The organism is Methylobacterium sp. WL64, from assembly GCF_008039945.1.
Lineage (GTDB): Bacteria > Pseudomonadota > Alphaproteobacteria > Rhizobiales > Beijerinckiaceae > Methylobacterium.
Window position 1 is genome coordinate 52838 of sequence record NZ_VRVA01000014.1, and the last position, 22813, is coordinate 75650.

Here is a 22813-nt window from a genome sequence, read left to right on the forward strand (position 1 = left end):
TGTCAGGGTTTGAGAACGACTTTGATGCAGCTGTCCTGCTTGTCCCGGAACGTCCGGTACATCTCCGCCCCCTTGTCGAGCGGGACCTCGTGCGTGATGACGAAGGAGGGGTCGATCTGCTCCTCCTCGATCCGGCGCAGGAGATCGCCGGTCCAGCGCTGGACGTGGGTCTGCCCCATACGGAACGTCAGGCCTTTGTTCATCGCCGCGCCCATTGGGATCTTGTCGGCCAGGCCGCCGTAGACCCCCGGGATCGAGATCAGGCCTCCGGGGCGGCAGACATGGATCATCTCGCGCAGCACGTGCGGCCGGTCGCTCTCGGCCATGAAGATCTGCTTGGCCCGGTCGTAGACCGTATCCGGCATGGTGGGGCTGACGTGGCTCTCCATGCCGATGCAGTCGATGCACTTCTCGGGACCCTCGCCACCGGTCAGCTCGTTCAGCCGCTCGACGACGTTCTCGTCGTCGAAATTGATCGTGATGGCGCCCCCCGCCTCGGCCATCTCCAATCGTTCCGGCAGGTGATCGATAGCGATGACCTGCTCGGCGCCCAGGAGGACGGCGGAGCGGATCGTCATCTGGCCGACCGGCCCGCAGCCCCAGATCGCCACGGTGTCGGTGGGCTGGATGTCGGCCTGGACGGCCGCCTGCCAACCGGTCGGGAAGATGTCCGAGAGGAAGAGCAGCTTCTCGTCGGGGATGCCGTCCGGCACCTTCTGGACGGTCGCATCGGCGAACGGAACGCGCAGATACTCGGCCTGACCGCCAGGGTATCCACCGGTGAGATGCGAGTACCCGAAAAGGCCGGCGGTGCCGTGGCCGAAGACCTTATCAGCGAGGTATTTCTTGCGGTTGCTTTTCTGACAGACGGAGAAGTAGCCGCGCTTGCACTGGTCGCACTCACCGCAGACGATGGTGAACGGCACCACGACCCGGTCGCCCTTCTTCAGCGTGCCGTTGAGCCCGCGCCCGGTCTCGACGACTTCGCCCATGGCCTCGTGGCCCATGATGTCGCCGGGCAGCATGGCGGGGATGAAGTTGTGGAACAGATGCAGGTCCGAGCCGCAGATCGCGCAGCTCGTGACCTTGACGATGACGTCACGCCCGTCCTCGATCTCCGGATCGGTGACGGTATCGCAGCGGATATCTTCCTTCCCGTGCCAGACCAGGGCTCGCATGCCGTTCTCCCGCCGGTTGGTTGCAGAGGTCCATTGCAGTTCAGAAGGGTCTGGTTGATCTGCGGACTCTGCGGAGATGATGGCTCCGATTTAGATCAGTATGCTTCACGGCCAGAAATTTAGCCTGTCGAACGCGATATCAGTGTATCTGTATTTCTAACTGGATCGACGTCTTAGGGTTTCCTCGGGGCCGCGATTTTCCGTCAGGGAATGAACACGGAGCGAACGCAGCCGTCATTCTTGTGCTTGAACATGGCGTAGCCCCGCGGCGCATCCTCCAGCGAGAAACGGTGCGTCGCCAGGAACGACGGATTCAGCTCACCCTTCTGGGCATGGTCGAGCAGCCGGCCCATGTAGGCCTGGCCGTGTTGCTGCGCCGTGCGCACGGTCAGGCCCTTGTTCATGATCGCGCCGATCGGGAATTTGTCCATCACGCCGTAGACGCCCAGGATCGATAGGGTGCCTCCCTTACGGCATGCCATGATCGCCTCGCGCAGCGCCTGGCCGCGATCGGTGTGCATGTACGCGAGCTGCTTGGCGCGGTCGTAGGCGTATTGCAGCCCGGTCCCGTGCGCCTCCATGCCGACCGCGTCGATGCAGGCGTCGGGGCCCCGACCGCCCGTCATCTCCCTGAGGACTTCGAGGACGCTGTCGACCTCCTCGTAGTTGATGGTCTCCGAGCCGACATGCGCGCGGGCCATCTGCAGGCGCTCCGGCAGGCGATCGATCCCGATCACCCGCTCGGCCCCCATTAGGAAGGCGCTCTTCTGGGCCATCAGGCCGACGCCGCCGCAACCCCACACGGCCACCACGTCGCCGCGCCGGATGTTGCAGAAATCCGCCCCCATGTAGCCGGTCGGGGCGGCGTCCGACAGAAACAGCACCTGCTCGTCCGGCAGGCCGTCCGGCGCCTTGAAGCAATCGTTGTCGGCGAACGGGACCCGCACATACTGGGCGTGCGCGCCGGCATAGCCGCCGAACGCGTGGGTGTAGCCGTAGATGCCTGCGGTCGGATACCCGAAGAGGGGTTCCTGCAGTTCGGGCTTGGGATGGGTGTTGTCGCAGAGCGAATGAAGCTTGTTCTTGCAGTACCAGCACTGGCCGCAGGTGATGAAGGACGGCACGACGACCCGGTCGCCCGCCTTGACCTTCTTCACTTCGGGCCCGACCTCCTCGACCACGCCCATGAACTCGTGGCCGATCACGTCGCCAGCCTTCATGGTCGGGATGTAGCCGTCGATGAAGTGCAGGTCGGAGCCACAGGTGGTCGACATGGTCACCCGCAGGATGCAGTCGTGCGGGTTGACGATCTCGGGATCCTTGACCGTTTCGACACGGAGGTCGTTGACGCCATTCCAGATGAGCGCACGCATAAAGAGCCTCCTCGTCAGCGCGGGTCGGGCCGAGCCGCCGGCTGGCGTTCGGTGGTGGGGATCTCTCCGGTCTGAACGAGAGCCTTGAAGTAGTGCAGCGACTTGCTCGCGAGGGCCGCCGGCACCGTATCGTTCAGCATCCGGGTCGCGACCCGGCCGAGCATGCCGCCGGGCGGATCGAGGCTGGCGCGCAGGACGACCACCGTGCCCCGGTTGCCCGCAGCGGAGCGGAAGCGGACGGACGCCTCCCGGATCAGGGCTCCCTCGTCCAGGGCCTCCCAGCGCATGAACGCGCCGGGCTCGTCGTCGGCCAAGCGCATGTCCCAGGAGCCGAGATCGTGGCCGGCGCTCCAGCGTGTCCGCCCGTCACCCGTGGGCTGGACATCCGCGAACGGCGCCATGATCCGCCGCAAGGTCTCCGGATCGCGCCAGCGACGATAGAGTTCGTCCTTAGGAATACCCTCGATCGTGATCGAGCGCTCGACCTCCGGCTCATGTCCCGCGGCCGACCGTCGGTTCGGCCCTCTTCCGGTTCGGCTACCCGTTGCGCTCATCTGAGCGCCGATCAGACCGATGGCGGCCACGCCGGCGGCGGCCAGGGCAAGCCCGACGAGGCTGGAACTTGGACGGATATCGGGGGCATCCTGCCGGTGCTGCCGGTGGTGGTCCGGCCGGGACCGTGCGTCTGCCGTTGTTTGCCTGAGACCCGGTCTATCGCGGCGATCGCGCGCGAGAATTTCACCGTCGTGTCCCGCCATGGCACACCTCAGAAGCGTCGAGGGCCATCCGAGCCTACCTGTGCGTGCGAGGGCTTCACACGATGGAGCGGCTCGGTGCTCTCAAGGGCTGCGAAATGTTGTGCTCGAGCTTTACTTTCGGAGAGCTGCCGGCACTCCGCCTTAGGAGATCCGATTGCGCTCGGTTTCTAACGTCGTTCACGCATCCAAAACAATAACATGCGTGAGACTTTTGACATTCGTTCGAATGGGTGGCCGCTCCAATGCTTCCTGCCTCAGATGCGATCGGGTCCGGTTGCCGACGAACACGGGTTGAACCCGATCGGGCGTCGCCTGCACGAGGGTCAGAACGCGGTGGTGCATCGCCCGGTGGCGGCGCTTGCAGGCGTTCAGTTGGGGCGCGACTTCCGTCGAGGCCGCCATCTGCGATCACGGCTCATGCATCCGTCCCGGACGGAGGGTCTCCTGAGGCGGGCGACGCGTCATGCCCCGCTGGCGGCACCCGCGATGCCTGGACGACGCGTTCTACGAGCCGCCTTCGCCCGGCTCGACCTCGATCGGCCTCATCGGGGGCGGCATCCCGTCCCCCAATCGATCCCCATGCGGTCACAGACGCCACTCTTGACGTCGTCATCGAACACCGATTGCAATTGGATCGGTGTCGATACACGTTGTAATTGCGGGAATGGTACTGCCTCTTTAAGTCGTGCCGCCCGCCGGGATACGTTTGTCGTCGACAATCGATTTTCGAGACAGCCGCAGGTAGCAGGTGCCGAAGCTAAAGACCTCCGATGACCGAATCTGTGCGACGGCGCTTCAGTACGCGCTGGATACCTTAGAGATTGCCGGGCCCTGGGATTGGGATATTGGTTCGGACGTGGTTCGTTCCAACACGTTTGTCGCGTTGCTGTTCGGCGTCGACCCTGATGAGGCCGCTGCCGGACTTCCGTTGTCCGCTTACATTCGCGGCGTGCATCGAGACGACCAGGAACACGTCCACACCCTGATTCGCCGCAGCGTCGACGAGGATGTGCCTTTCGTCGCCGAATACCGGGTGCATTCGGCCGATGGCGTCACACGCTGGGTGCTCGACCGAGGGTACATCATGCGCGACTCGTTGGGACGCCCTGCGCGCGGACGCGGCATCATCGTCGACCTGACGCGCTCGCGCACGGGCAAGTTCACCGCCACAGTAGATGATCCTGCACCTGTGGTGTCACCTCTGGAGCAGGCGGCAGACCACGCGGTGGCCGCGCAGCGCATCATCGCCGAACTCCAAGACCCGGACCTGAAGGCACGCGCAGACGCCCTGCTATTCGAAGTGGGGCGGCGGCTGGCTCAGCACGAAGTTCGAGCGCGACGCAGGTACATGAACTAAACGCGCGCTGCACTTCGGCCTACAAGCCAATCGTGTTGATCCGGAAGCGCTCTGAATTTTTATCTTAGGGCGGTTTAATTTAGGGCTTGCATGCGCCGCCCTTAATTGAATGGCGTGGCGACGCTGTGGTGACATTGAATGTCCGCTACGGAGGAGCGTTCCAGTCTGTTACAATGACCGGGAAGGGCGCAGAGCCGAACGACCGCTTTGGCGCGGGTCGGCGATCCGGCATGGCGTAGTCTGGCCGATAGCAGCACGTCCGCTTTAGGCATCTGAACCTAAGGAACCGGACGTTCCATGTGTCTGAGTCCAAAGACTCGGCGCGGTGTGTGCCAAATACTGATAGCTACCTTCTTGAAGATACCTTAAATTCTTAAACTTGAAACACGCTAGGCGTTGACGCAAATTCTTGTCCGAAGCAATCGAAAATGTTCCAAAACAAGCTATCAATATTGTTCCACCGGCGATTTGATATTCAATTTCTGCAGGATATTATAAATTTGGAGCGTTGATTGTGTTTTAGCACCCAACGCTTTTCTGGAATGCGTAATAAAAATATCGGATGGCATGTTTCGGCGGGGCCGCCGCAGGGGTCGATCCCACCATATCAGCGGGGTGATCCCGTCAACATACTGGTCGTTTGCACGACGATGACGACAAGTATTGATAATGCCGCGACCACTACCGCATAGGTTACGGTCTTGGTGAACTTGGTCATGGTTGCATCTCCCTCAGCCGCGCTTCCCGTTCTGCACGGCATCGATGGCGTCCTCGCTCGGCAGCACGAAGACTTGGCCGGGATAGATCAGGTCCGGGTCGCGGATCTGATCCAGGTTCGCGTCGTAGATCGCCGTGTAACGGTCGCCTTCGCCATACGTCCGCCGGCTGATCGCCCAAAGGCTGTCGCCGCGCTCGATCCGGGCTGTCCTCACCTCCGGGACGAAGACGATGGCGGCCTCAGGCACGGATCCGAGTGGATCGCGCGCGGGCCCCGAGGATGTCAGCTCCTGGGGTGGGCCGGGGATGGCATTTCGCGGCCCGTCCGCGGCACCCGCGCCCTGGCTCTGGCTCAACGCCGTCGCCGGCGAGGGAGGTGTCGGATGCTGCGCGTTCGATGCCATCGTCCCGCCGTCCTCCTTGTCGGCGGCCGTCGCGGATGGTGCCACGCGCGAACCGTTCGTACCGGCGCTCCGAGCGACCTCCGGAACGGAGAAAGGCACCTCCACGCGGCTGCGGACCTTGCCCGACGCAGTATCGACCTGATCGAGACGGACCTTGTAGGCTCCCGGCTTGACGCCTCTGCCGATGGTGAAGGTCACGGTGCCGTCGCGGCCGACCCTGGCGGGGGCGATCAGGGTGTCGTTGAGGTAGAAGCGCACGGTCGCTCCGGCCCCGGCCTGACCGCTGACGTAAAGCCGTCCGCCTTCCTGCACATCGACGCTGACGATCTTGATCGCGGCATCCCCCGATCCTTCCGCGACCGCCTTCCCCGACGGCGGAGACACTGGTGTATCCGAGGAGGCGGGCTTGGCCCCGTCGGACGAGGCTTGCCCCGTGCCCCCCAAACCGGCATCGCCGCCGTCCCCCGTTCGGCTGGATCGGGAGGCATCCTTGGCGACGGCGGCGGTCGAAGCGCCAGCGGCCGAAGGGGCCTCGCGGGAGCCCAGGACGTGTGGGGACGCTGTGCCCGTCATCGTCCGTGGTGGGGACTTGGCGTCGGGAACCGCGCGGGTCGCCGCCTGCGACGAGCCTGGCTGCGACAGCACCACGGTCGGCTTGTCGGGCGATGTCAGGGCCACCAGCGGCTTGGCATCGTGCGACGGGGAAACCGCCACCGCGACGCTGTCCCGCGATTGGCGAACGAAGCCTCTTCCATCGGTCACCCGGAGACCAATTTCGCTGTTGCCGGCCGGGAGCGCCGGGGGGACGACGGCAAACCAACCGTTCGCATCGGCGACCACCTTCGCCGTGGCCTTGCCATCGACCAGCAGTTCTATGGTGGTGTTCGTTGGCGCCTGTCCGGCTACGACGAGTTCCCCGTTGGGCTCGACGCGCACGGTGTCGAAGGTTGGCTCGCCCTGACCCGACGTTCCGGGATCCGTCGCGAAGCCCTGGCCAACGGAACCAACCGGAGCGACCGCATCCGAAGTGTTTCCTCGGCCGATGCCGACATCCGTCGGCGAGAGGGCCGCCACCGGTCGCGGGCCCTCGCCGAGCGACGCCTGAAGCCGCGACACGATCCGCCTGAGGGCGCCGTCGCCATCGCTCACGGCCAGGACCAGCCCGATCCCGAGGACGAGGGCAAGGAGCGCGATCGCCGCTCCGCGACGTCGTACCGGCGGCATCGCCGGCTTCGTAGAAGCCGGAATGGGCGTCGTCGCGCTCGCTCGGGGCACGCCACGCCGACGGAACAGGGCGGCGAGCAGCCCCACGACGACCAAAACGAGGGCGGGGAATACCCGAAGGAAGGCGCGGCTCAGGCGGGTCAGCATACCGTTCTCGTTTTCCTATGCCGCTGCGCCGCCTGTCCCGTTTTTCCGGGCATCGGGCCTTCGTTCGGTCGGAGCGGGTGCCCGGGCACCAGGTTCAGGCGCGAGGAAAACAGGCCTCGGCAACGCCGAAGCGCCCGTTTTCCTCGTCCCGTCGGTCAGTCGTCGGCCTCACCCGACGCCCCGCTCCGGGAGTGCTCGTAGGCGGCGATGGCCTGCGAACAGCCCTTCGACAGGTTCTGGCGATTGCGCTTGAAGCAGGCCTTCACCTCGGGGCCGCCCGGCTTCATGCCGGCGCACAGGCGCAGGTAGTCGCCCCCACAACTGGCTCGCATTGCCTCCATCTCAGGTCCGACCTGCGCCACGGAGGGCCTGGAAACGAAGACGGGGCCCGCGAGGGCGAGTGCCGTCAAGGCAAGGATACGGATGTTCATGATGCGATCTTTACGTGCGATGGCCCCGGGATGGTCGATCCACGCGGGTGGTTGCCCGCGTGGATCGCCGTCGTCTCAGCGAGCCGGCTGGCTCGGCACCGCGGCCGGCGGGGTGGCGAGCTGCTGGCGGGTTTCTGCGAGCTTCGCCTGGGCGGCGGACAAGTCCTGCCGAGCCGCGGCCAGCCGCTCGTCGAGGGCCGCCGCCTCTTTGTTGCGGGTGGCCAGCGTCTCGCTCAGCGTGGCCAGCTCGGCCTGAGCGTCTGTCTGGCGCTTGCGCAGGGCGCCGAGGGCCGCCGTGTCGGCATCGCGGTCGGCGGAGAGCTTCTGTAGCGCCTGCTCTGCCTGGCCTCGCTCGGACACGACGCGGTCGCGTTGCGCCTGGGCCTCGGCGAGTTCCTTGCGGACGTTCGCCAGGGCGTCGCGGGCCTGCTGGGCATCGCGGTTCGCCTGCTCGACCTCGGCGGCGAGCTTGTCCTTGTTGGCGGTCAGAGCTGCGACGGCCTGCTCGGTGTCCGTGCGCTGCTTGGTGGCTTGTTCGGTCGCGGTCCGGGCATCGGCCAGTTCCTTCTGGGCGGCGGCGGCGGCCTCGCGGGCGTTCTGCTGGCGCTCCTCGGCCTTGGCGAGGTCGGCCGTCTTGGCCGTGGCCTCCTGGGTCATGGTCGCGAGATCGGCGCGCAGCTTGGCCTCCTGCACCCGGGCTTCCTCGAGGCGGCGTCCGACCTCGGCGAGATCTTGGGTCCGGTCGACGGCGGCCTTCTCGGCGGTGGCGATGGCCTCGCGCAACGGGGACAGCTTCCCCTCGGCTTGCGTGATCTGGGATTGTAGATCGGTAAGCTTCTGCGTCTCGGCCTCGGCCGCCTTCTTCGCCTCGCTCGCCTTGGCTTCGGCCGCCTGCTGCTCCTGGTTCAGGGTCGCGGCGCGGGACTTCGCCGCCTCGGCCGCCTTGCTCGCCTGTTGGTCCTGCTGTTGGGCGGTGGCGATCTTGGCCTGCAACGCGCTCAAAGTGCCGGCGGTCGAGATCTGCCGGTCCAAGTCGGTCCGGAGCGCCGTCTGTTGGCCCTGCAGGTCCTCGATGCGATGGTCGCGGGCGCTACGCTGGCGCGAGCCGGCGATGGACGCGACGATGAGCCAGATCAGCAGGACGGTGGCCACGACCGCGAGGCTGAACGGCAAGGGTCTGCGCAGTTCGGAGCGATAGTCGATGGCCATGGGGTTCTCGCAAGGTCGGGGAAAGGCGGTGGATCGAACCCCGGCGCGGCGTCGCCCGGCGTCTCGTGCGGCCGGCGCCCTGAGGCACCGGCCGCGTCGTGGCCTCAAGCCGGGCGGCGGCCGTCGGTGGCGTAGCGGTCGATGGCCGAGGGCAGCTCGCGCGAGAGGCGCGACAGGAGCGCGCTGCGGCTCAGGCCGGTCTGCTGGGTGAGGTGGTCGAGGGTGTCTGGGCCGATGGCGCGTTCGAGGTCGGCCTCGGGGATGTCGCGGTTGACACCCTGGTTGACCCACGAGTTCGCCGTCTCGCCGTGGCCACCCTTGGTGAAGTGGTCGACGAGTTCGCTCAAGCCGCTGGCGATCAGACCGCCGACGCCTGCCATGCCCAGACCACCAAACAGGTTGCCAAGATTGCCGATGCCACCCGTGGCGCTGGTGTGGGATGCGGTGTTCGGGATCGGCGGGACAGTGCCGTGGCCCGGGTTGAGCGAGGGGGACAATGGGGCGTCAGGGGCCCTCAGCAGCTCGGCGAGCTTGTCGCGGTTCTGGTAGCCGGCCACGGCCAACAGGCCCAGCAGCGCGGTCATCGAGGGATAGCCTTTGCTCATCGGTTTTCCTTGTCGGTTAAGAGGATCGAACGGAGGTCCGCCCGCGGGGACTCAGCCACCGTGCCGGCGACCGGGATCTGACCCGGCATGGGGCCAGGCTGGTTTGGGAGGGAGGGGCTAGAACTCGGTCGGCTTGATACCGGCCTTCTCCATCCGCTGTTCGGTCTCGCCTGCCAGCGCCTGCAGACCTTGCCGCTCGGGCATCTGGAGAACCGGATCGAGGGCGCGCATCGAGCCGTAGAGGCCGGCGGCTATGGTCGGCCGCGAGCACCGCGCTGCCGCAGCCGCAGAAGACAAGGACGAAGGTGCCGATGAACTCGGCAAGGTACGGGCGCATGGATGGCGAGCTTTCGGATCGAGGTCGGGGATGTCCGCGGGGTGTCGGCAACACGAGACATCCACGGATCCGCGCGGGCGTCCGGGAGCTATGCCGTCATGGACCCGGGCCCGCCGCGCTGGCGGACCCGGTGGTTCGGGTGATCACGGGCAGGGGTGACGGTCGCCATCGTTGCCAAGATAGGTGCCGCTGGCGGCATCGTAGGAGCGGAAGCGACGGGCGCAGGCGGCGACCGCTTCCGGATCGGGTCCGCCCTGCACCACCACCGGGGCGGCCTGAGCCTGCGAATTCGCGATGGCGCCACCGATAATGGCGCCGGCCGCCAGTCCGGCGACGCCGGCGCCGACGGCTGCGCCGACCCCGGGTCCGCGACGGTAGCCGTAGCCCCGACCATAGCCGTAGCCCCGCCCGTAGCCGCGCCCGCCATGCCAGCCGTGACGATGACCGATCCGCCTGTACTGGACGAAGTGGGTCGGCAGATCACCGCGAACCAGCGCTTCGACGGGCGCGGCGGAGGGCGGTGCCGCATAGGCCGGCAGGCCGACCAAGGTGGCGGCGACGGTGGCGGCGAGGGCGAGGGTCAGCTTCATCGTGGATGGTATCCTGGAGGGGGTTCGACAGCGACGGGAAGGTCAGTAGCCCCGACGATTCGTCGGCGGAGGACCAACGACCGAGCCGGCGGCTGACGTAGGCGATGACCTTCGGGAGCACGAAGGCGGTGATCAGCTTGCGGATCATGGGACGGGCTCCAGGATTGCGGGTTCAGCGCCGGCGACGGGACAGCCAACCGACCGCGAAGGCGACGGCGGCGAGGCCGAGCAGGGTGGAGGTGCGGTTGTCGTCGGCGTAGCGCACGGCCTGCCGGCCATAGGTGGTGCCGCGCTTACGGGCGTGGCGGGCGAGATCATGGCCGTCCGAGATGAGGTTGCCGGCCCGGTCGCGCGCGTCGTCGACGAGATGACGCCCGTCCTCGATCAGGTCACCGGCGCGATCCCGAACCTCATGCGCGATTGGCCTGCCCCCATTTGGTGACCCAGGTTCGAAGTTAGTGCATCGTAGGCCGGGTGACGATGGCAGGGCGAGCGGACGGCACTGAGCCGCTCGGTTCCGTTGGCCATATGACGACCTCTGGCGCGGGCGGGCAGTAGCCGAGTGACGAGTGCGGCCGGATGCTGTTGTAGTGCCTCCGCCATTGCTCGATCACGACGCTGGCTTCCTTGAGGGTGTAGAACACCTCGCCGTTGAGGAGTTCATCCCAAAGCTTCGCGTTGAAGCTCTCGCAGTACCCGTTCTCCCACGGACTGCCTGGCTCGATGTAGGCGGTCTCTGAGCCGACCGCGGCAATCCAGTCTCGGACAGATCGAGCGATGAACTCAGGTCCATTGTCCGAGCGGATATGGCCTGGCGCACCGCGCAGGCTGAATAGATCCGAGAGGACATCGATCACGTCGTGCGCCTTCAGCTCACGAGATACGCGGATGGCTAGGCACTCACGGGTAAACTCATCGAGGACATTCAGCATCCGGTACTTGCGACCGTTATGCGTCCGGTGCTCGACGAAGTCATAGGACCAGACATGGTCGGGCCGCTCTGGCCGCAGGCGCACGCACGAGCCGTCGTTGAGCCAGAGGCGGGCCCGCTTCGGCTGTCGGGCTGGGACCTTGAGACCCTCCCGCCGCCAGATCCGTTCGACCCGCTTCACGTTGATCGTCCAGCCGTCGCGCCGGAGCAGCGCGGTGATCCGACGGTACCCATAGCGCCCATACTGGAGAGCCAGCGCGACGATGGCGGCGGTCAGTGCGGCCTCGTCCTCGACCACCACGGCGCACTTGCGTTGTGTCGAGCGGTGCTGACCCAGAACGCGGCAAGCGAACCGTTCCGACACGCCATGCTCGGCCACGACGTAGTCGACGCAAGCCCGGCGGCGAGCCGGGCTCAGAAGTTTCCCGAAGCCGCCTCCTTCAGGATGAGCTTCTCCAGGGTCAGCTCCGAGATCGCCCGACGAAGACGCTGGTTCTCCGTCTCCAAAGATTTCAATCTCTTGACTTGATCACCTTTGAGGCCGCCGTACTCGGAGCGCCAGCGGTAATACGTGACCTCCGTCACCTCAATGGACCGGATTGCTTCGGCAACCTTGCGTCCCTGCGAGACCAGAACATCAACCTGCCGCAGCTTGGCGACGATCTCCTCAGCCGTATGCTTCTTCCGTCCCATGAAAACATCCTCCACATGGCGCAAAGCCATACCTCAGGGAGGACCACTTTGGCTCTTCGCCAAGTTTGGTGGATCAGGCTGCGAGGAGGAACCGTCGTTTTAGGAGGTCGAGGTTGGCGCGGCCGTACATGGCGCGCTTCAAGAGCTTGAGACGCGTGATCTGGCCTTCGGCTTGTCCACTGCTCCAAGGCAGTGTCAGTGCGGACCGAACAGCATCTCTATCCTGGCCGAGGCTAGCAGCGAAGCTCTCGACGATCCGGACACCGCAGGTTTGCGCTTCGCCCAGCCATTGATCGAACGCCGGGACATCTGATTTTCCTGACGGCTGCTGGCCACAGTGGCTCCGGACGATCCGGCAGAACCGGCGGCCGAGATCGACCACCTTGGCCGCCTCGGTATCCTGCAGGACACGCGAGACGACCGCAGCCGCCTCAGGGCCGAGGTCTTCGGGCTCCCGCAGGAGATACCAGGACAGCTGCTTGGATGAGGCGAGGGGTGATGCGGTGGAGATCGCAACACGGGTGTCGGTCGGTGCTGGCGACGACCGGATAGTCGTTCCGGCCAAGCCTGCGCGCCGCTCGGACAACCAGCGATGCACCTGCTTCGAGGTGCCGGCAAAGCCGATCCCCTGAAGTTCGCGCCAGAGCTGCTCCGCATTCTCGCAGCCCTCATTGAGGCGGCCATGCAGATGCCAGAGATAAGGATCGAGCATGCTCGGCTTCGGCTCGCGCATGCCGTTCCGGGGAAAGCTCGCGGCGAAGGCGTACTTGCGCACCGTCGCCCGGGCCAAGCCTGTCTCGCGATTGATGCGCCGAAGCGAGTGTCCTTCCGCATGGCGGCGACGCACGTCGTCATAGGCGGCTTCCCATCGACCGCGGGCCGCGGCCCGCGCGAGCATCTCGGACGGTGCGCGCGGGTAGGGCGTGACGCGCCGAATCGATGGCGATGACGGGGCCACGGCCGGCAACAGCTTCAGACGCGGATGGACGCGGGCGAGCCAGCGCTCGACCATCTGTCGGGTATTGAGCAGGAGATGCCACCGGTCTGCGACCTGAACGGCATCGGGCGCACCCATGGCGGTCCCACGCGCATATTCGGTCGAGCGGTCCCGTGCCACGACCTGGATCTGTGGGTCACGCCGGAGCCGGGCCGCCAGCGTCGAGGCCGAACGATCCGGCAGCAGGTCGACGGCATGGCGGCGTTCGAGGTCGACCAGGATGGTGCCGTAGGTTCGGCCCTTGCGCAGGGCCCAGTCGTCGACACCGACGATGATCGGTTTGGATCCGGTCGGCAGCGGACATTGGCGGATACCCCGCAGCAGCGTCGTGGCACTGGTGGGCATCGCCAGGTGCGGCAGCAGCCGGGCGGCGGGTGTGGCACCGAGCGCCAGCGCGGTCCGAACCTGAGCATCGACCAGCCGGCAGGTTCTCTGAGCGTAGCGGTCGAGGAGGCCCGGCAGACGCTCGGCAAAGGTTCGGCGGGCGCAAGCAGGGTCGTGGCAGTAAAAACGTCGGATCGTCAGGGTCAGACGCACTTCCTGACCGCTCGTCGGCAGGTCGGCGGGACGCCGGTGATAGCGACTATGCACCGACCGGCTGACCGTACGACAACCTGGGCAACGGGCATGATCGCGCTTCGCTTGAGCGGAAATGCGAAGGGTAGTGCTCTCCTCACGCGTGACGTGGAGAAAGCGACAACCGGGGATGTAACAGAGAAGGGTCATACCCTGATCTGAGAATCCCCGCCCGGTTCAGCCAGGAGCTACCTTCCGGCATCCCTTCCACCAACCCAATCCACCAAACTTGGCGAAGAGCCACTTTTCAGGGGGCAGGCCACCCCGGACGCAGCGCATGCGCCCCATCACATCGGGCGCTCGAAGCTGGAGTTGTGGGTGCGCTTCGAAGCACACGACCTCGTCGACGCGGGTCGCATGATCCGTTCCATCAAGATGCTCAATTTCCCGGTTCCGGAGGACGACGAGAACCGCGAGACCGTTACCTAGGCTGGCTTGATCAGGGAGGCGGATCTGATCACGCGGCTCGGCGATTCGCACTACCCCCGTAAACTGATCGTACTGTTCTGCGAACTTGCGGAGGTCGGCCTCGGTGGCCAGCTCGGTTATGCCCGTCCGGCTCACTTCGCGAAGCGGAGGCGAGCGTCTTTCTGGGGCAAGATCGAACCGGTAATCGGTGACGCGATTCGCTCTTTCGACCTCCCAGTTGAGGGGCAGAGCTGGGTTGCCGACCTCTGCAGTCATAAGTTCGCCATCGAGCATGACCGCCGCCGCATGGGGTCGCACCCTGGCTGAGCCGCAGACGTGGTTCTTGGGGCCTCAGTCCCAGTAGTGCCTTGTAGCGAGTTTCGCCCTCGCGCGCGTGAGGCCATTGTCCAACTACGTCCGGTAAAAGCCGTTATGAAATGTGGGGCATAAAGTGGGCTGGCTACCTCAGCCGTTCCATATTTGAGAGCTATAACAGTAACTTAAGCCACATGAGTGGCGGTGGACGCAGTCAGGCTCGAACCGGTCTCTGCTGAGCGCGTGCGAAATGCGAATTTGATGCAGCGCGAAATGGGAGTCGAAACGGAGTTCCGGCGACAGAGATGCGACTCCGACCACGTACCAATTCCAATCGCATCATTTTTTGATTGACCGCGGCAAGCGATCCGGCGAATTCTATCGTACGCAGAAGCACGACGCGTCGCGGATCATCCGCATCGGGTTCGAGCATTGGCTGCCTTCGGTTCTCTACGCCTCGCCGCACCAAGATCGTGCGTGGGGAAAGGTGACTGTTGGCCCATGCTGACTCGATTGGACCGGCGTCATGTCTCCAGCTACGCCTACCGAACCGCACCTCATCCCCTCGGTCGAACCGCCGCCGACCCGGATCCGCAGGCGAACGCCGGTTCAGCAGAGCTCGGCCCAGCGATCTCACGCCATCGTCAATATGCCGCCAGGCGAGCTCGTCGTCGCACGGGCGCAACTGCGCAAGTACCAGCCTCGCCACCGCGAGCACCTGCTCCAGAGCATGAAGCGCTGGGGCATCGTCCAGCCGATCCTGATCGACGCCGATCGCCGCGTCATCGCCGGTCATCAGATCCTCGCCGCAGCCCTAGAGCTCGGCCTCGCAACGGTCCCGACCATCGCGTTGGCCGACCTCTCGGACGCGCAAGCCCGCGCCCTGCGCATCGCCCTCAACAAGCTGCCGGAGCTGTCGAGCTGGGATCCGAGCGCGCTGAAGGACGAGCTCGCCTTCCTCGCCGACTTCGACATCGACCTCGTCAGCTTCACCGCGTTCAGCTCGGCCGAGCTCGATGTGATCCTCAACGCCCCCGAGGACAATCCTGACGATGCTTTGCCGGAGCCGCTGAAGCAGGCGATTTCTCAGCTCGGCGATATCTGGACCTTCGACGGCGGTCACCGGCTCGGCTGCCTCGACGTCCTGAGCGAGGTGAGCCTTCCCGCGCTCATGGCCGGCGTGCTCGCGAACCTAGTCCTGTGCGATCCGCCCTACAACGTCCCGGTCGCCGGACATGTCACCGGTCGCGTCGGCGCCCGCGAGTTCGCCATGGCCTCCGGCGAGATGAGTGTCCCAGAGTTCACGGCGTTCCTGCACGCCGTGTTCGAGCTGCTCTGGAAGCATGCCGAGGACGGCTCGCTCTCGCTCCAGTTCATGGACTGGCGGCACATGCAGGAGATGCTGGCGGCCGGTCATGCAATCTACCAGCAGCTCCTCAATCTCGCGGTCTGGGCCAAGACCAATCCCGGTATGGGCTCCCTCTGGCGCTCCGGCCACGAGTTGTGTTTCATCTGGAAGAAGGGCACGGCACCGCACATCAACAACGTCGAGCTCGGCCGTTACGGCCGCAATCGCTCGAATGTGTGGAGCTATCCCGGTGCGAACGGCTTCGCCCGGGCAGGCGACCCTGATGGCCTGGAGCATGTGACGCCGAAGAACGTGGCGATGATCCAGGACGCGATCTTGGACGTATCCCGGCGTGGCGACATCGTGCTCGACGCCTTTTCCGGTAGCGGCACCACCCTGGTCGCGGCGCATCGCGCGAAGCGGCGCGGCTACGGTCTCGACATCGATCCGTTCTACGTCGATCTCGCTGTGCGCAGGATGGAGCGCTGCACGCGCGTACCGGCGCGCCATGCTGAGACTGGTCTGACGTTTGCCGAGATGGCCGAGCAGCGGGGCATCGTGCTGCCGCCGCGCTCGCGGCGCACGTGAGGCTGTCCCATGCCCAGGGATCGCAAGCGCGGGGAGCCGCCCCCCGTTGAGGCCACACGTGTCGGCTACGGTTGTCCGCCGCAGCGGCATCGCTTCAAACCGAACCAAGTCGGCAATCCGTGGGGCCGCAAGGGCAAACCCAAGCCGAAGGGCGACTTTCTAGACGAGATCGTCGTCGTGCAGGTCGCTGGCAAGCGGCAGCGGCTGACCCGTGACGAGACCGTCGATCTCGCGCTGTACAAGGAGGTCCTGGCGGGCAACGTCTCCGCGGCCAAAGAACTGGACAGGCGCCGGCGGGAGCGGCGGGCGAGCCGACCTGACTCAGCGATAGACGATACGCTCAGTCTCGAGGATCAGGCGGCGTTAGATCGTCTGATCGCGCGGCGTGCGCATGGGCGCTCGTCTCCAGACGAGGCGGCGGATTTAGGGATCGCACCGGACGACGAAGCTGATGCCGATCTCTCGGACGAGGGCGCGGCATGACCCAGGTTCAGCGCCTCTATCGCCATGCCCTGCGCACCGACTTCATGGTGTTCTACGAGCGCTGCTTTGCCACGCTCGAGCCAGGCACCTCGTTCGTCGACAATTGGCACCTCCATGCCATCGCTCACGCCCTGCGCGGGATTGAGACCGGCGAACGCAAGCGGTTGATCATCAACGTGCCGCCGCGATCGGGCAAGTCGCTCATCGTCACGGTCGCGTTCACCGCCTGGCGGCTCGGCCGCGATCCGCGGCTGCGCATCATCTGCACCTCGTATTCCGCCGACCTCGCCCAGACACATGCGGCGGCCTTCCGGGCGATCGTCGCCAGCACATGGTTCCAGGAAGCGTTCCCAGCGTTCCGGATCAAGCGGGGCGGGGATCGTAAGCTCGAGACGATCACGACCGAGCGTGGCTACCGCTTCGGGGTGTCGATCTCGGGGCCGGTGCTCGGACGCGGCGCGGATCTCATCATCGGCGACGACGCGATGAGCCCGGATGCGACCTTCTCGGAAGCCGTCCGGCGCAGAGAGATGGGGCTTTGGAACACTGCGCATCGCACCCGCCTCAACGACAAACGCAAGGGTGCGATCGTCTTGATCTCGCAGCGGCTGCACGAAGACGACCTCATCGGTCAGGTGCAGCGGAGCGGTGACTGGGACCGGCTGGTCTTGCCGGCGATCGCGTCAGAAGCGGCGCGTTATCGGATCGGATCGCACGAGCACGACATCTATCATCGCCGGGCCGGCGAGGTGCTGGATGCCAAGCGTGAACCGCGTGAGGCGCTGGAGGAGATGCGGCGCGCCGTCGGCTCGATGACCTTCGCGGCGATGTACCTCCAGGACCCCGTGCCCCCGGACGGCAACGTCATCCGCCGCGAATGGCTGAAGTACTTCGATCGCGAGCCCGACGCTGCGGTTCTCAAGTACTTCGTTGCGAGCTGGGACACGGCCTCGACGCTGGACGCGACCAGCAGCTACTCGGTCGGCATGCTCTGGGGCTGGGACGGGGAGAACTACTATCTGCTGGAGTTGGTCCGAGGCCGGTGGGAAACGCCGGAGCTGCGCAGCAAGATCCTCGAGACCGTCCGCGCCTGGCGTCCTGATGAGACCCTGATCGAGGACACGGAACTGGGCCGCAGCCTGCAGCAGGACATCCGGCGCACGAGCAGCGTACGGGTTCACCTGCGGCGGCCCCGCTACGACAAACGTGCCCGGCTTCTTGCGCAGAGCGCACGGTTCGAGGCTGGGCAGGTGTGGATACCCGCGTCGGAGCCTTGGACCCACGACTACGTCAGCGAGCTGTTAGCGTTTCCGTTCGGTCGGAGCGACGATCAGGTCGACGCGACTTCCCAGGCCCTCGATTATCTGGTCACGAAAACCGCGAGCCTCCAGCCGATGCAGCGCCGCAACCCGACGCGGAGAACGATCGAACGCCGCGCCTTGGCGGAGGACGAAGCGGCGCCCGATCGGCATCTTGGCCGGTCTGGATCCAGGGCGTTCGATGGGCCGCCGCAGCTGGGCTGATCGCACCAGGATCGCTCAGCGGCCCGGAAGGGCAGTCCCGGGCGTATTCCTCGCGAGCAGGTGCGGGCGTATGCTCAGTCCCCCGCCGGGCTAGATCCGGCGCGGAGAGTGTCCACGAACCAGTCCATCGCCGCGAGGAACGCCGCGATCGCGTCGGTGGACAAACCGGCGAGCGGGATCGTCTTGCGCTTCGACACGGCGTCCGGCGGCAGCCGAATGCCCGGGATGGCGTTCAGCCTGTCGAGGAGCGCCTGACGCAAGGGGAGGGCGTCGAACACCGGCTTTCCCAGCATGTATTCGAAGTAAACCGCCATGGTCCCGTCGGTGAAGACCCGCAGCGCAGAGATCTCGACGCCGTTAACCTCGAACACCGCCCCGAGCGCGCCGAAGCTCGGGTTCGTGTTGAAGGCGATGCGGTCGGCGCGGCGATGGATCCAGGCCAGGATCGCGCGAGCGGCTTCCAGGACCGCATCGTCACCGAGGGCTGCGATCTCCCCCATGATAGTTACCTCGTCCCAGGTTCGCTTCGGCTGCGCGGCGCGGCTCGAGGAGCCCTTGCGATCCTTCGTGATCTCCGACCGACCGAGCACAATCGGCACAAGCGTCTTCAGCCCCTGTCCCTCGTACTGGCGAAGCTCGACCGCCAGCACCTCGGCCGGCTGCATCTGCCGGTTGAGGAACTCCACGACGCGCCGGAGCTCCGGTGGCACGCGGTCGGCGACGAATAGAAGCCGCACCCGACCGGCCTGAAGGTTGGTTCGCACGGCCTCCCAAAAAGCCTCCGGTTCGGCATCCGGTCCGATAAGGTCCCGCAGCACCTCGCCGGCATCTCGGCTCTCCGCCTCGCATCGCGCCCCGAATTGGGCTCTCAAGGTGTCCAGCGGCCAGTGCAGGACCGAGTTCGCGGCGTAATCGAGCATCTGGCCGACGACCTCGCGTCGGATTCGGGTGTCGGTGCCGCGTTTGACCTCCACGAGCGTCGGTATGCCGTCCTGGTCGAGGAACAGGTGGTCGAGCGACCAGCGGTCCGCCCCGCCTTCCTCGGCCGCGATGCCCTTCTCGCGCGCTACCAGCATGAAGCGGCGCGGCACCTCGGTGTCGATCTGGTCGCCCGCGAGAAGCTCCGGGAAGGACGCCAGCAGCCGCTGAAAGTCGTCCTCTGTCGCGAAGCTCGCCGCCTGCATGGCGACGAGCGTCTGTGCATCGCGCAGTACGAAGACGCCGGTTCCGGTGTTCATCGCTCGATCCTACTGCTGGCTACGCTCTCTTGCGGCCGGTGTCGCTCCAGTCGGCGGGGTAGTCCAGCGAAATATCCCGAACTGGGATTATCCGAAAATCGTCAGATGCCCGCAGCGCTCCGGACCGGGCGCATGCGCAAGACACTCCACACATCCGAGCACGCTCATATGGTTGCGTTGCTCAAGCAGGAACGCCATCGTGTCGGCCTGACCCAGCAGGAGGTGGCTCACCGCCTCGGCGCACCGCAATCCTTTGTGGCGAAGTACGAGGGCGGCGAGCGGCGGCTCGATCTTATCGAGTTCCTCGCGATCGCTCGGGCCGTCGAGGCCGATCCGATCGCGTTGTTCGCGCGGATGCTCGAAGGCTTCGACGCGCAGCCATAGTCCGCTGGCATCGCGCGATGTTCCGACTGCCGCTCACGTCCAGAGTTGGCCGAAAGCAGCCGGTCTGCATCGGAGCAGTGCGCGGGAGAAGCGGACGCTGCTGCTCCAGCCGCCCTCGATCCAGAGCGGACCTTACCTCATGCTCCCTAAGATGCAGCTTAGTCTTGCAGCTACGATGAGATAGCTACCAATTGACAGGACGCACATTACCGCGGACGTCCGAACGACATTGGAGGTGGTATCCTCCTCGGGACAGTAGAAATCGGCCAGCCCTTATTGCCGAGAGAATGCCTTCGTTGTCAATTTGTGCCAAAAAATCAAATACATAGATTATACGTCTGAGCCTCCTCAGCGAGCCAGCTTCGAAAACGGTTCAACCGCACGTCGTTAGCTTTGCTATCTGGGTAAACGAGGCAATAGTTCTGATCACTAACATATTCGGTCTCGAATGGAACAACGAGTTGACCGGCTTCGATATCGTCCGCTGCTATTACACGAGGAACTAGGCCAATCCCGAGGCCGGCGATGGCCGCCTGAATGATCATGTAGAAGTGTTCGAAGCGCGGACCGGCCCAAGCATTTACATGCTGCGCGGCGATCGCCTCCAGCAAGAGGCGCCAACTATCAGGCTTGCGAATGTGCTGAAGCAGGGTAGCGCGCGCTAGATCAGAAGGGTCATCAATTCCACCGATACTATACAGGTACCGTGGAGCCGCGATGAGGACAACTTGAGAGCCGACCAAAGGCTCGGATGTCACACCAGGCCAGTCATTGTGTCCGTAATGGATCGCCGCATCTAGCCTCTCTTGAGCGAAATCGAAGATGCTGCTCCGTGTCACGAGCGTGATGAGGATGTCGGAATTGGCACGGCGGAAGCGGTCGAGCCGCGGGATCAGCCATCTCATCCCGAAGGCTGGGGGCGTGGCGACATTCAGCATGCCGCCCATCGGCTCCGTCAGCAGCTTGAGCGTCGCCTCTTGGATGCGGTTTAGGGAACCGCGGATGTCCCTGAGGTAGGCTTCGCCGGCGAGCGTGAGCGCGATACCGCGCGCGGAACGCTCGAACAGATGCACGCCGAGGTGATCTTCGAGCGTGCGGATCTGCCGGCTCACCGCGCTTTGGGTGATGTGGAGCTCCATCGCGGCGCGCGTGAAACTCATGTGGCGTCCCGCGGCTTCGAACACGCGCAGCGCGGAGAGAGAGGGCAGTGTCCAGGTCATCCCCACCGTAGCCATGAGCAGAAGTCATGAGCACATAAGATAGTATCGTTTGCCCTCCGTCGGTAGCTGCTTCAGGCTGAAACGGACGACGCGGGAACCGCGCGGAGGGGGGCGCCACGTTGATGGACGAGGACATCGATCAGATCGAGACAGACGTCCTCGTCCTCGGTGGCGGAATGGCCGGCCATCGGGCCGCGCTGGCCGCGCACAAACAGGGTGCCGCGGTCACGATTGCCTACCCAGCCCGGGGCGCGTCCCCCTACGTGATCGGCTGCAACGTGCCGCTCGATTCCGACGCGGGCGATACGCCGGCCATCTACGCCGAGGACATGGTCAGGGGTGGGTGCGGACTGAACGATCGCCGCTTGGTGAGTCTCGTCGCCGAGGAGGCGACGAGCGGGTTTCGCGAGCTTTGCGAACTCGGTGTGTCCTTCGCGCGTGATGGGGATCGCGTGCAACTGCGGCACCTCTCGGGGAATCGAGTCGCCCGCTCGGTGTATGTCGCCGAGGGTACCGGCCGAGCGATCATCGACGCGCTGGCTCGTCAGGTACAGCGCGACGGAATCCGGACGCTCTCGGGATGGAAGGCGCTAACGCTGCTCCGGCACGGGGCGACCGTGACAGGCGCACTGCTGTGGCATCCACAGAAGCAGAATCTGACGGCCGTGCACGCGCGGGCCGTGGTCCTGGCCGCGGGCGGCATAGGTCGCCTATTCGACGACAGCACCTATCCAGCGGACGTTTCGGCGGGCGCCTACGGCCTGGCCTTGCAGGCGGGCGCACGGTTGATCGATATGGAGTTCGTCCAGTTCGAGCCGGTCGTCACGGTGCACCCCGTCGGGTGTGCGGGCATGGAGATGCCGACCGCGATGCTGGGGGCGGGCGCGCACCTGCTGAACGCGCAGGGCGAGCGCTTCATGTTCAGGTACAACCCCGAGCACGGCGAGCGCCACATCGAGAAGGCGCGCATGTCGCTGTGCATCCAGACCGAAATCGACGCCGGCCGCGGCTTCCCGGACGGCACGGTTCTGTTCGACACCCGCCCAGTGCCGCCGGCGCAGCTCGAGAGCTACGTCTCGCATTGCCGCCGCCTACGCGCCGCCGGCCTTGACCCGCGCGAGCAGGGTCCGCGGGTCCGCCCCGCGGCCCACAGCCAGATGGGTGGGATCTTCATCGACGAGACTGGGTCGTGCGGGGTGCCGGGCCTCTACGCGGGCGGCGAGGCGGTCGGCGGATTGCACGGGGCGAGCCGCATCGCCGGCAACGGCTGCTCCGACACCATCGTCCTCGGCGCCGTCGCCGGGCGCGGCGCGGCGGCGGGTCTCCTGCCCGCTGAGCGGTCGAGCCGCGCGCTGGCCCTGCGCGGGGCGATCGAACAGCTTCGCGCCTTGAGCGGACAGCGTGGCGACATTGATCCCGTCGAGGCGAAAGCCGCGGTGTGCCGGTCGGTCTCGTCCGCCGCCGCGATCTGGCGCCGGGAGGCGACCCTCGCGGCCGGCCTCACGGCCCTGCGCGGGTTCGCGCGCGATATCGAGGGGCCCCTCGCGATACCAGATCTCACCGCTGCCGTCCGGGCCATCGAGGCGCGCGACATGATCCAGACCGCCCAGACCATCGTCGAGGCCGCTCTGCTGCGCACCGAAAGCCGCGGGGCCCATCAGCGGACCGATCATCCCGAGCAGAACGACGCAGTCTGGCTGCGCCACATCGGCTTTCGCGCTGGGCCGCATCTTGTGCCGGAGGTCGAGTACATTCCGCTCCACTGAGAGAGGCGGTCCG

At 65.7% G+C, this 22813-nt stretch carries 22 protein-coding genes; 7 read left to right on the forward strand and 15 right to left on the reverse strand.

The features are described from left to right. Nucleotides 1–2: 2 nt before the first annotated feature. The 4 genes from FV242_RS09890 to FV242_RS09905 form a co-directional block, all read right to left on the reverse strand. Entirely contained in the window at nucleotides 3–1178 is a 1176-nt protein-coding gene (locus tag FV242_RS09890; RefSeq protein ID WP_147938794.1) for a zinc-dependent alcohol dehydrogenase, read from the reverse strand. A gap of 203 nt (nucleotides 1179–1381) precedes the next feature. Then, nucleotides 1382–2551 carry a zinc-dependent alcohol dehydrogenase gene (locus tag FV242_RS09895; RefSeq protein ID WP_147908379.1) on the reverse strand — a complete coding sequence of 390 codons (1170 nt, stop codon included), beginning with the start codon at nucleotides 2549–2551 and terminating at the stop codon, nucleotides 1382–1384. Between the two features lie 14 nt (nucleotides 2552–2565). Then, nucleotides 2566–3105 carry an SRPBCC family protein gene (locus FV242_RS09900; protein ID WP_246692068.1) on the reverse strand — a complete coding sequence of 180 codons (540 nt, stop codon included), beginning with the start codon at nucleotides 3103–3105 and terminating at the stop codon, nucleotides 2566–2568. Between the two features lie 381 nt (nucleotides 3106–3486). Then, entirely contained in the window at nucleotides 3487–3711 is a 225-nt protein-coding gene (locus FV242_RS09905) for a hypothetical protein (RefSeq protein ID WP_147938796.1), read from the reverse strand. A gap of 346 nt (nucleotides 3712–4057) precedes the next feature. Here FV242_RS09905 and FV242_RS09910 point away from each other — a divergent pair, with 346 nt between their 5' ends. After that, nucleotides 4058–4666 (forward strand): PAS domain-containing protein, encoded by a 609-nt coding sequence (locus FV242_RS09910; protein ID WP_147938797.1) that lies wholly within the window; start codon nucleotides 4058–4060, stop codon nucleotides 4664–4666. A 731-nt stretch (nucleotides 4667–5397) separates the two neighbouring features. Here the strand turns inward: FV242_RS09910 and FV242_RS09915 are convergent. The 6 genes from FV242_RS09915 to FV242_RS35405 all read right to left on the reverse strand — a co-directional run bounded on the left by FV242_RS09915 (nucleotide 5398) and on the right by FV242_RS35405 (nucleotide 10595). Further along, nucleotides 5398–7158 (reverse strand): LysM peptidoglycan-binding domain-containing protein, encoded by a 1761-nt coding sequence (locus FV242_RS09915; RefSeq protein WP_246692656.1) that lies wholly within the window; start codon nucleotides 7156–7158, stop codon nucleotides 5398–5400. Between the two features lie 155 nt (nucleotides 7159–7313). Further along, a complete protein-coding gene (locus tag FV242_RS09920) occupies nucleotides 7314–7589 on the reverse strand; it encodes a hypothetical protein (protein ID WP_147938798.1) in 276 nt (91 codons plus the stop codon). Nucleotides 7590–7664: 75 nt separating this feature from the next. Beyond that, the gene (locus FV242_RS09925; RefSeq protein WP_147938799.1) at nucleotides 7665–8798 is read right to left on the reverse strand and encodes a chromosome partitioning protein ParA; all 1134 of its coding nucleotides are present in this window, start codon (nucleotides 8796–8798) and stop codon (nucleotides 7665–7667) included. 104 nt (nucleotides 8799–8902) lie between these two features. Continuing rightward, nucleotides 8903–9403, reverse strand: a complete 501-nt coding sequence (locus FV242_RS09930; RefSeq protein ID WP_147938800.1) for a YidB family protein — start codon at nucleotides 9401–9403, stop codon at nucleotides 8903–8905. Nucleotides 9404–9883: 480 nt separating this feature from the next. Next, nucleotides 9884–10330 carry a BA14K family protein gene (locus FV242_RS09940; RefSeq protein ID WP_147938801.1) on the reverse strand — a complete coding sequence of 149 codons (447 nt, stop codon included), beginning with the start codon at nucleotides 10328–10330 and terminating at the stop codon, nucleotides 9884–9886. Between the two features lie 172 nt (nucleotides 10331–10502). Beyond that, nucleotides 10503–10595, reverse strand: coding sequence for an LPXTG cell wall anchor domain-containing protein (locus tag FV242_RS35405; protein ID WP_246692657.1), 93 nt, complete (start codon nucleotides 10593–10595; stop codon nucleotides 10503–10505). Nucleotides 10596–10631: 36 nt separating this feature from the next. Here FV242_RS35405 and FV242_RS35410 point away from each other — a divergent pair, with 36 nt between their 5' ends. After that, a complete protein-coding gene (locus FV242_RS35410; RefSeq protein WP_246692658.1) occupies nucleotides 10632–10772 on the forward strand; it encodes a hypothetical protein in 141 nt (46 codons plus the stop codon). Nucleotides 10773–10785: 13 nt separating this feature from the next. Here FV242_RS35410 and FV242_RS09955 read toward each other — a convergent pair. The 3 genes from FV242_RS09955 to FV242_RS09965 form a co-directional block, all read right to left on the reverse strand. Beyond that, nucleotides 10786–11954, reverse strand: a protein-coding gene (locus FV242_RS09955) for an IS3 family transposase (RefSeq protein WP_147938803.1) whose coding sequence is annotated in 2 segments (ribosomal slippage) — nucleotides 10786–11690 and nucleotides 11690–11954 — 1170 coding nt in all. Because the reading frame shifts where the segments join, the coding sequence is not laid out codon by codon here. 73 nt (nucleotides 11955–12027) lie between these two features. Beyond that, nucleotides 12028–13677, reverse strand: coding sequence for an ISL3 family transposase (locus FV242_RS09960; protein WP_147938804.1), 1650 nt, complete (start codon nucleotides 13675–13677; stop codon nucleotides 12028–12030). 27 nt (nucleotides 13678–13704) lie between these two features. Beyond that, complete coding sequence (locus FV242_RS09965; RefSeq protein ID WP_147938805.1) at nucleotides 13705–14229, reverse strand: hypothetical protein; 525 nt, start codon at nucleotides 14227–14229, stop codon at nucleotides 13705–13707. Between the two features lie 670 nt (nucleotides 14230–14899). Here FV242_RS09965 and FV242_RS09970 point away from each other — a divergent pair. Genes FV242_RS09970 through terL form a run of 3 tightly spaced genes read left to right on the forward strand, consistent with a single transcriptional unit; the run spans nucleotide 14900 to nucleotide 18192 of the window. Beyond that, on the forward strand, nucleotides 14900–16186 hold the full coding sequence (locus FV242_RS09970) for a DNA modification methylase (RefSeq protein WP_187278384.1): 1287 nt from the start codon (nucleotides 14900–14902) through the stop codon (nucleotides 16184–16186). Between the two features lie 9 nt (nucleotides 16187–16195). Then, nucleotides 16196–16669 carry a DUF5681 domain-containing protein gene (locus FV242_RS09975; RefSeq protein WP_147938807.1) on the forward strand — a complete coding sequence of 158 codons (474 nt, stop codon included), beginning with the start codon at nucleotides 16196–16198 and terminating at the stop codon, nucleotides 16667–16669. Next, a complete protein-coding gene (gene terL, locus FV242_RS09980) occupies nucleotides 16666–18192 on the forward strand; it encodes a phage terminase large subunit (RefSeq protein ID WP_147938808.1) in 1527 nt (508 codons plus the stop codon). Before FV242_RS09975 ends, terL begins: the two co-directional genes overlap by 4 nt. A 74-nt stretch (nucleotides 18193–18266) precedes the next feature. Here the strand turns inward: terL and FV242_RS09985 are convergent, their stop codons facing one another. Next, the gene (locus FV242_RS09985; protein WP_147938809.1) at nucleotides 18267–19430 is read right to left on the reverse strand and encodes a hypothetical protein; all 1164 of its coding nucleotides are present in this window, start codon (nucleotides 19428–19430) and stop codon (nucleotides 18267–18269) included. A 132-nt stretch (nucleotides 19431–19562) separates the two neighbouring features. Between FV242_RS09985 and FV242_RS09990 the strand changes: the two genes are divergently transcribed. Continuing rightward, the gene (locus tag FV242_RS09990) at nucleotides 19563–19814 is read left to right on the forward strand and encodes a helix-turn-helix domain-containing protein (RefSeq protein WP_147938810.1); all 252 of its coding nucleotides are present in this window, start codon (nucleotides 19563–19565) and stop codon (nucleotides 19812–19814) included. A 317-nt stretch (nucleotides 19815–20131) separates the two neighbouring features. On the opposite strand, the gene gcvA is transcribed toward FV242_RS09990, so the two are convergent. Continuing rightward, entirely contained in the window at nucleotides 20132–21049 is a 918-nt protein-coding gene (gene gcvA, locus FV242_RS09995) for a transcriptional regulator GcvA (protein WP_306440293.1), read from the reverse strand. A 107-nt stretch (nucleotides 21050–21156) separates the two neighbouring features. Here gcvA and FV242_RS10000 point away from each other — a divergent pair, with 107 nt between their 5' ends. Beyond that, nucleotides 21157–22800 (forward strand): FAD-binding protein, encoded by a 1644-nt coding sequence (locus FV242_RS10000; protein ID WP_147938812.1) that lies wholly within the window; start codon nucleotides 21157–21159, stop codon nucleotides 22798–22800. Nucleotides 22801–22813 lie beyond the last annotated feature (13 nt).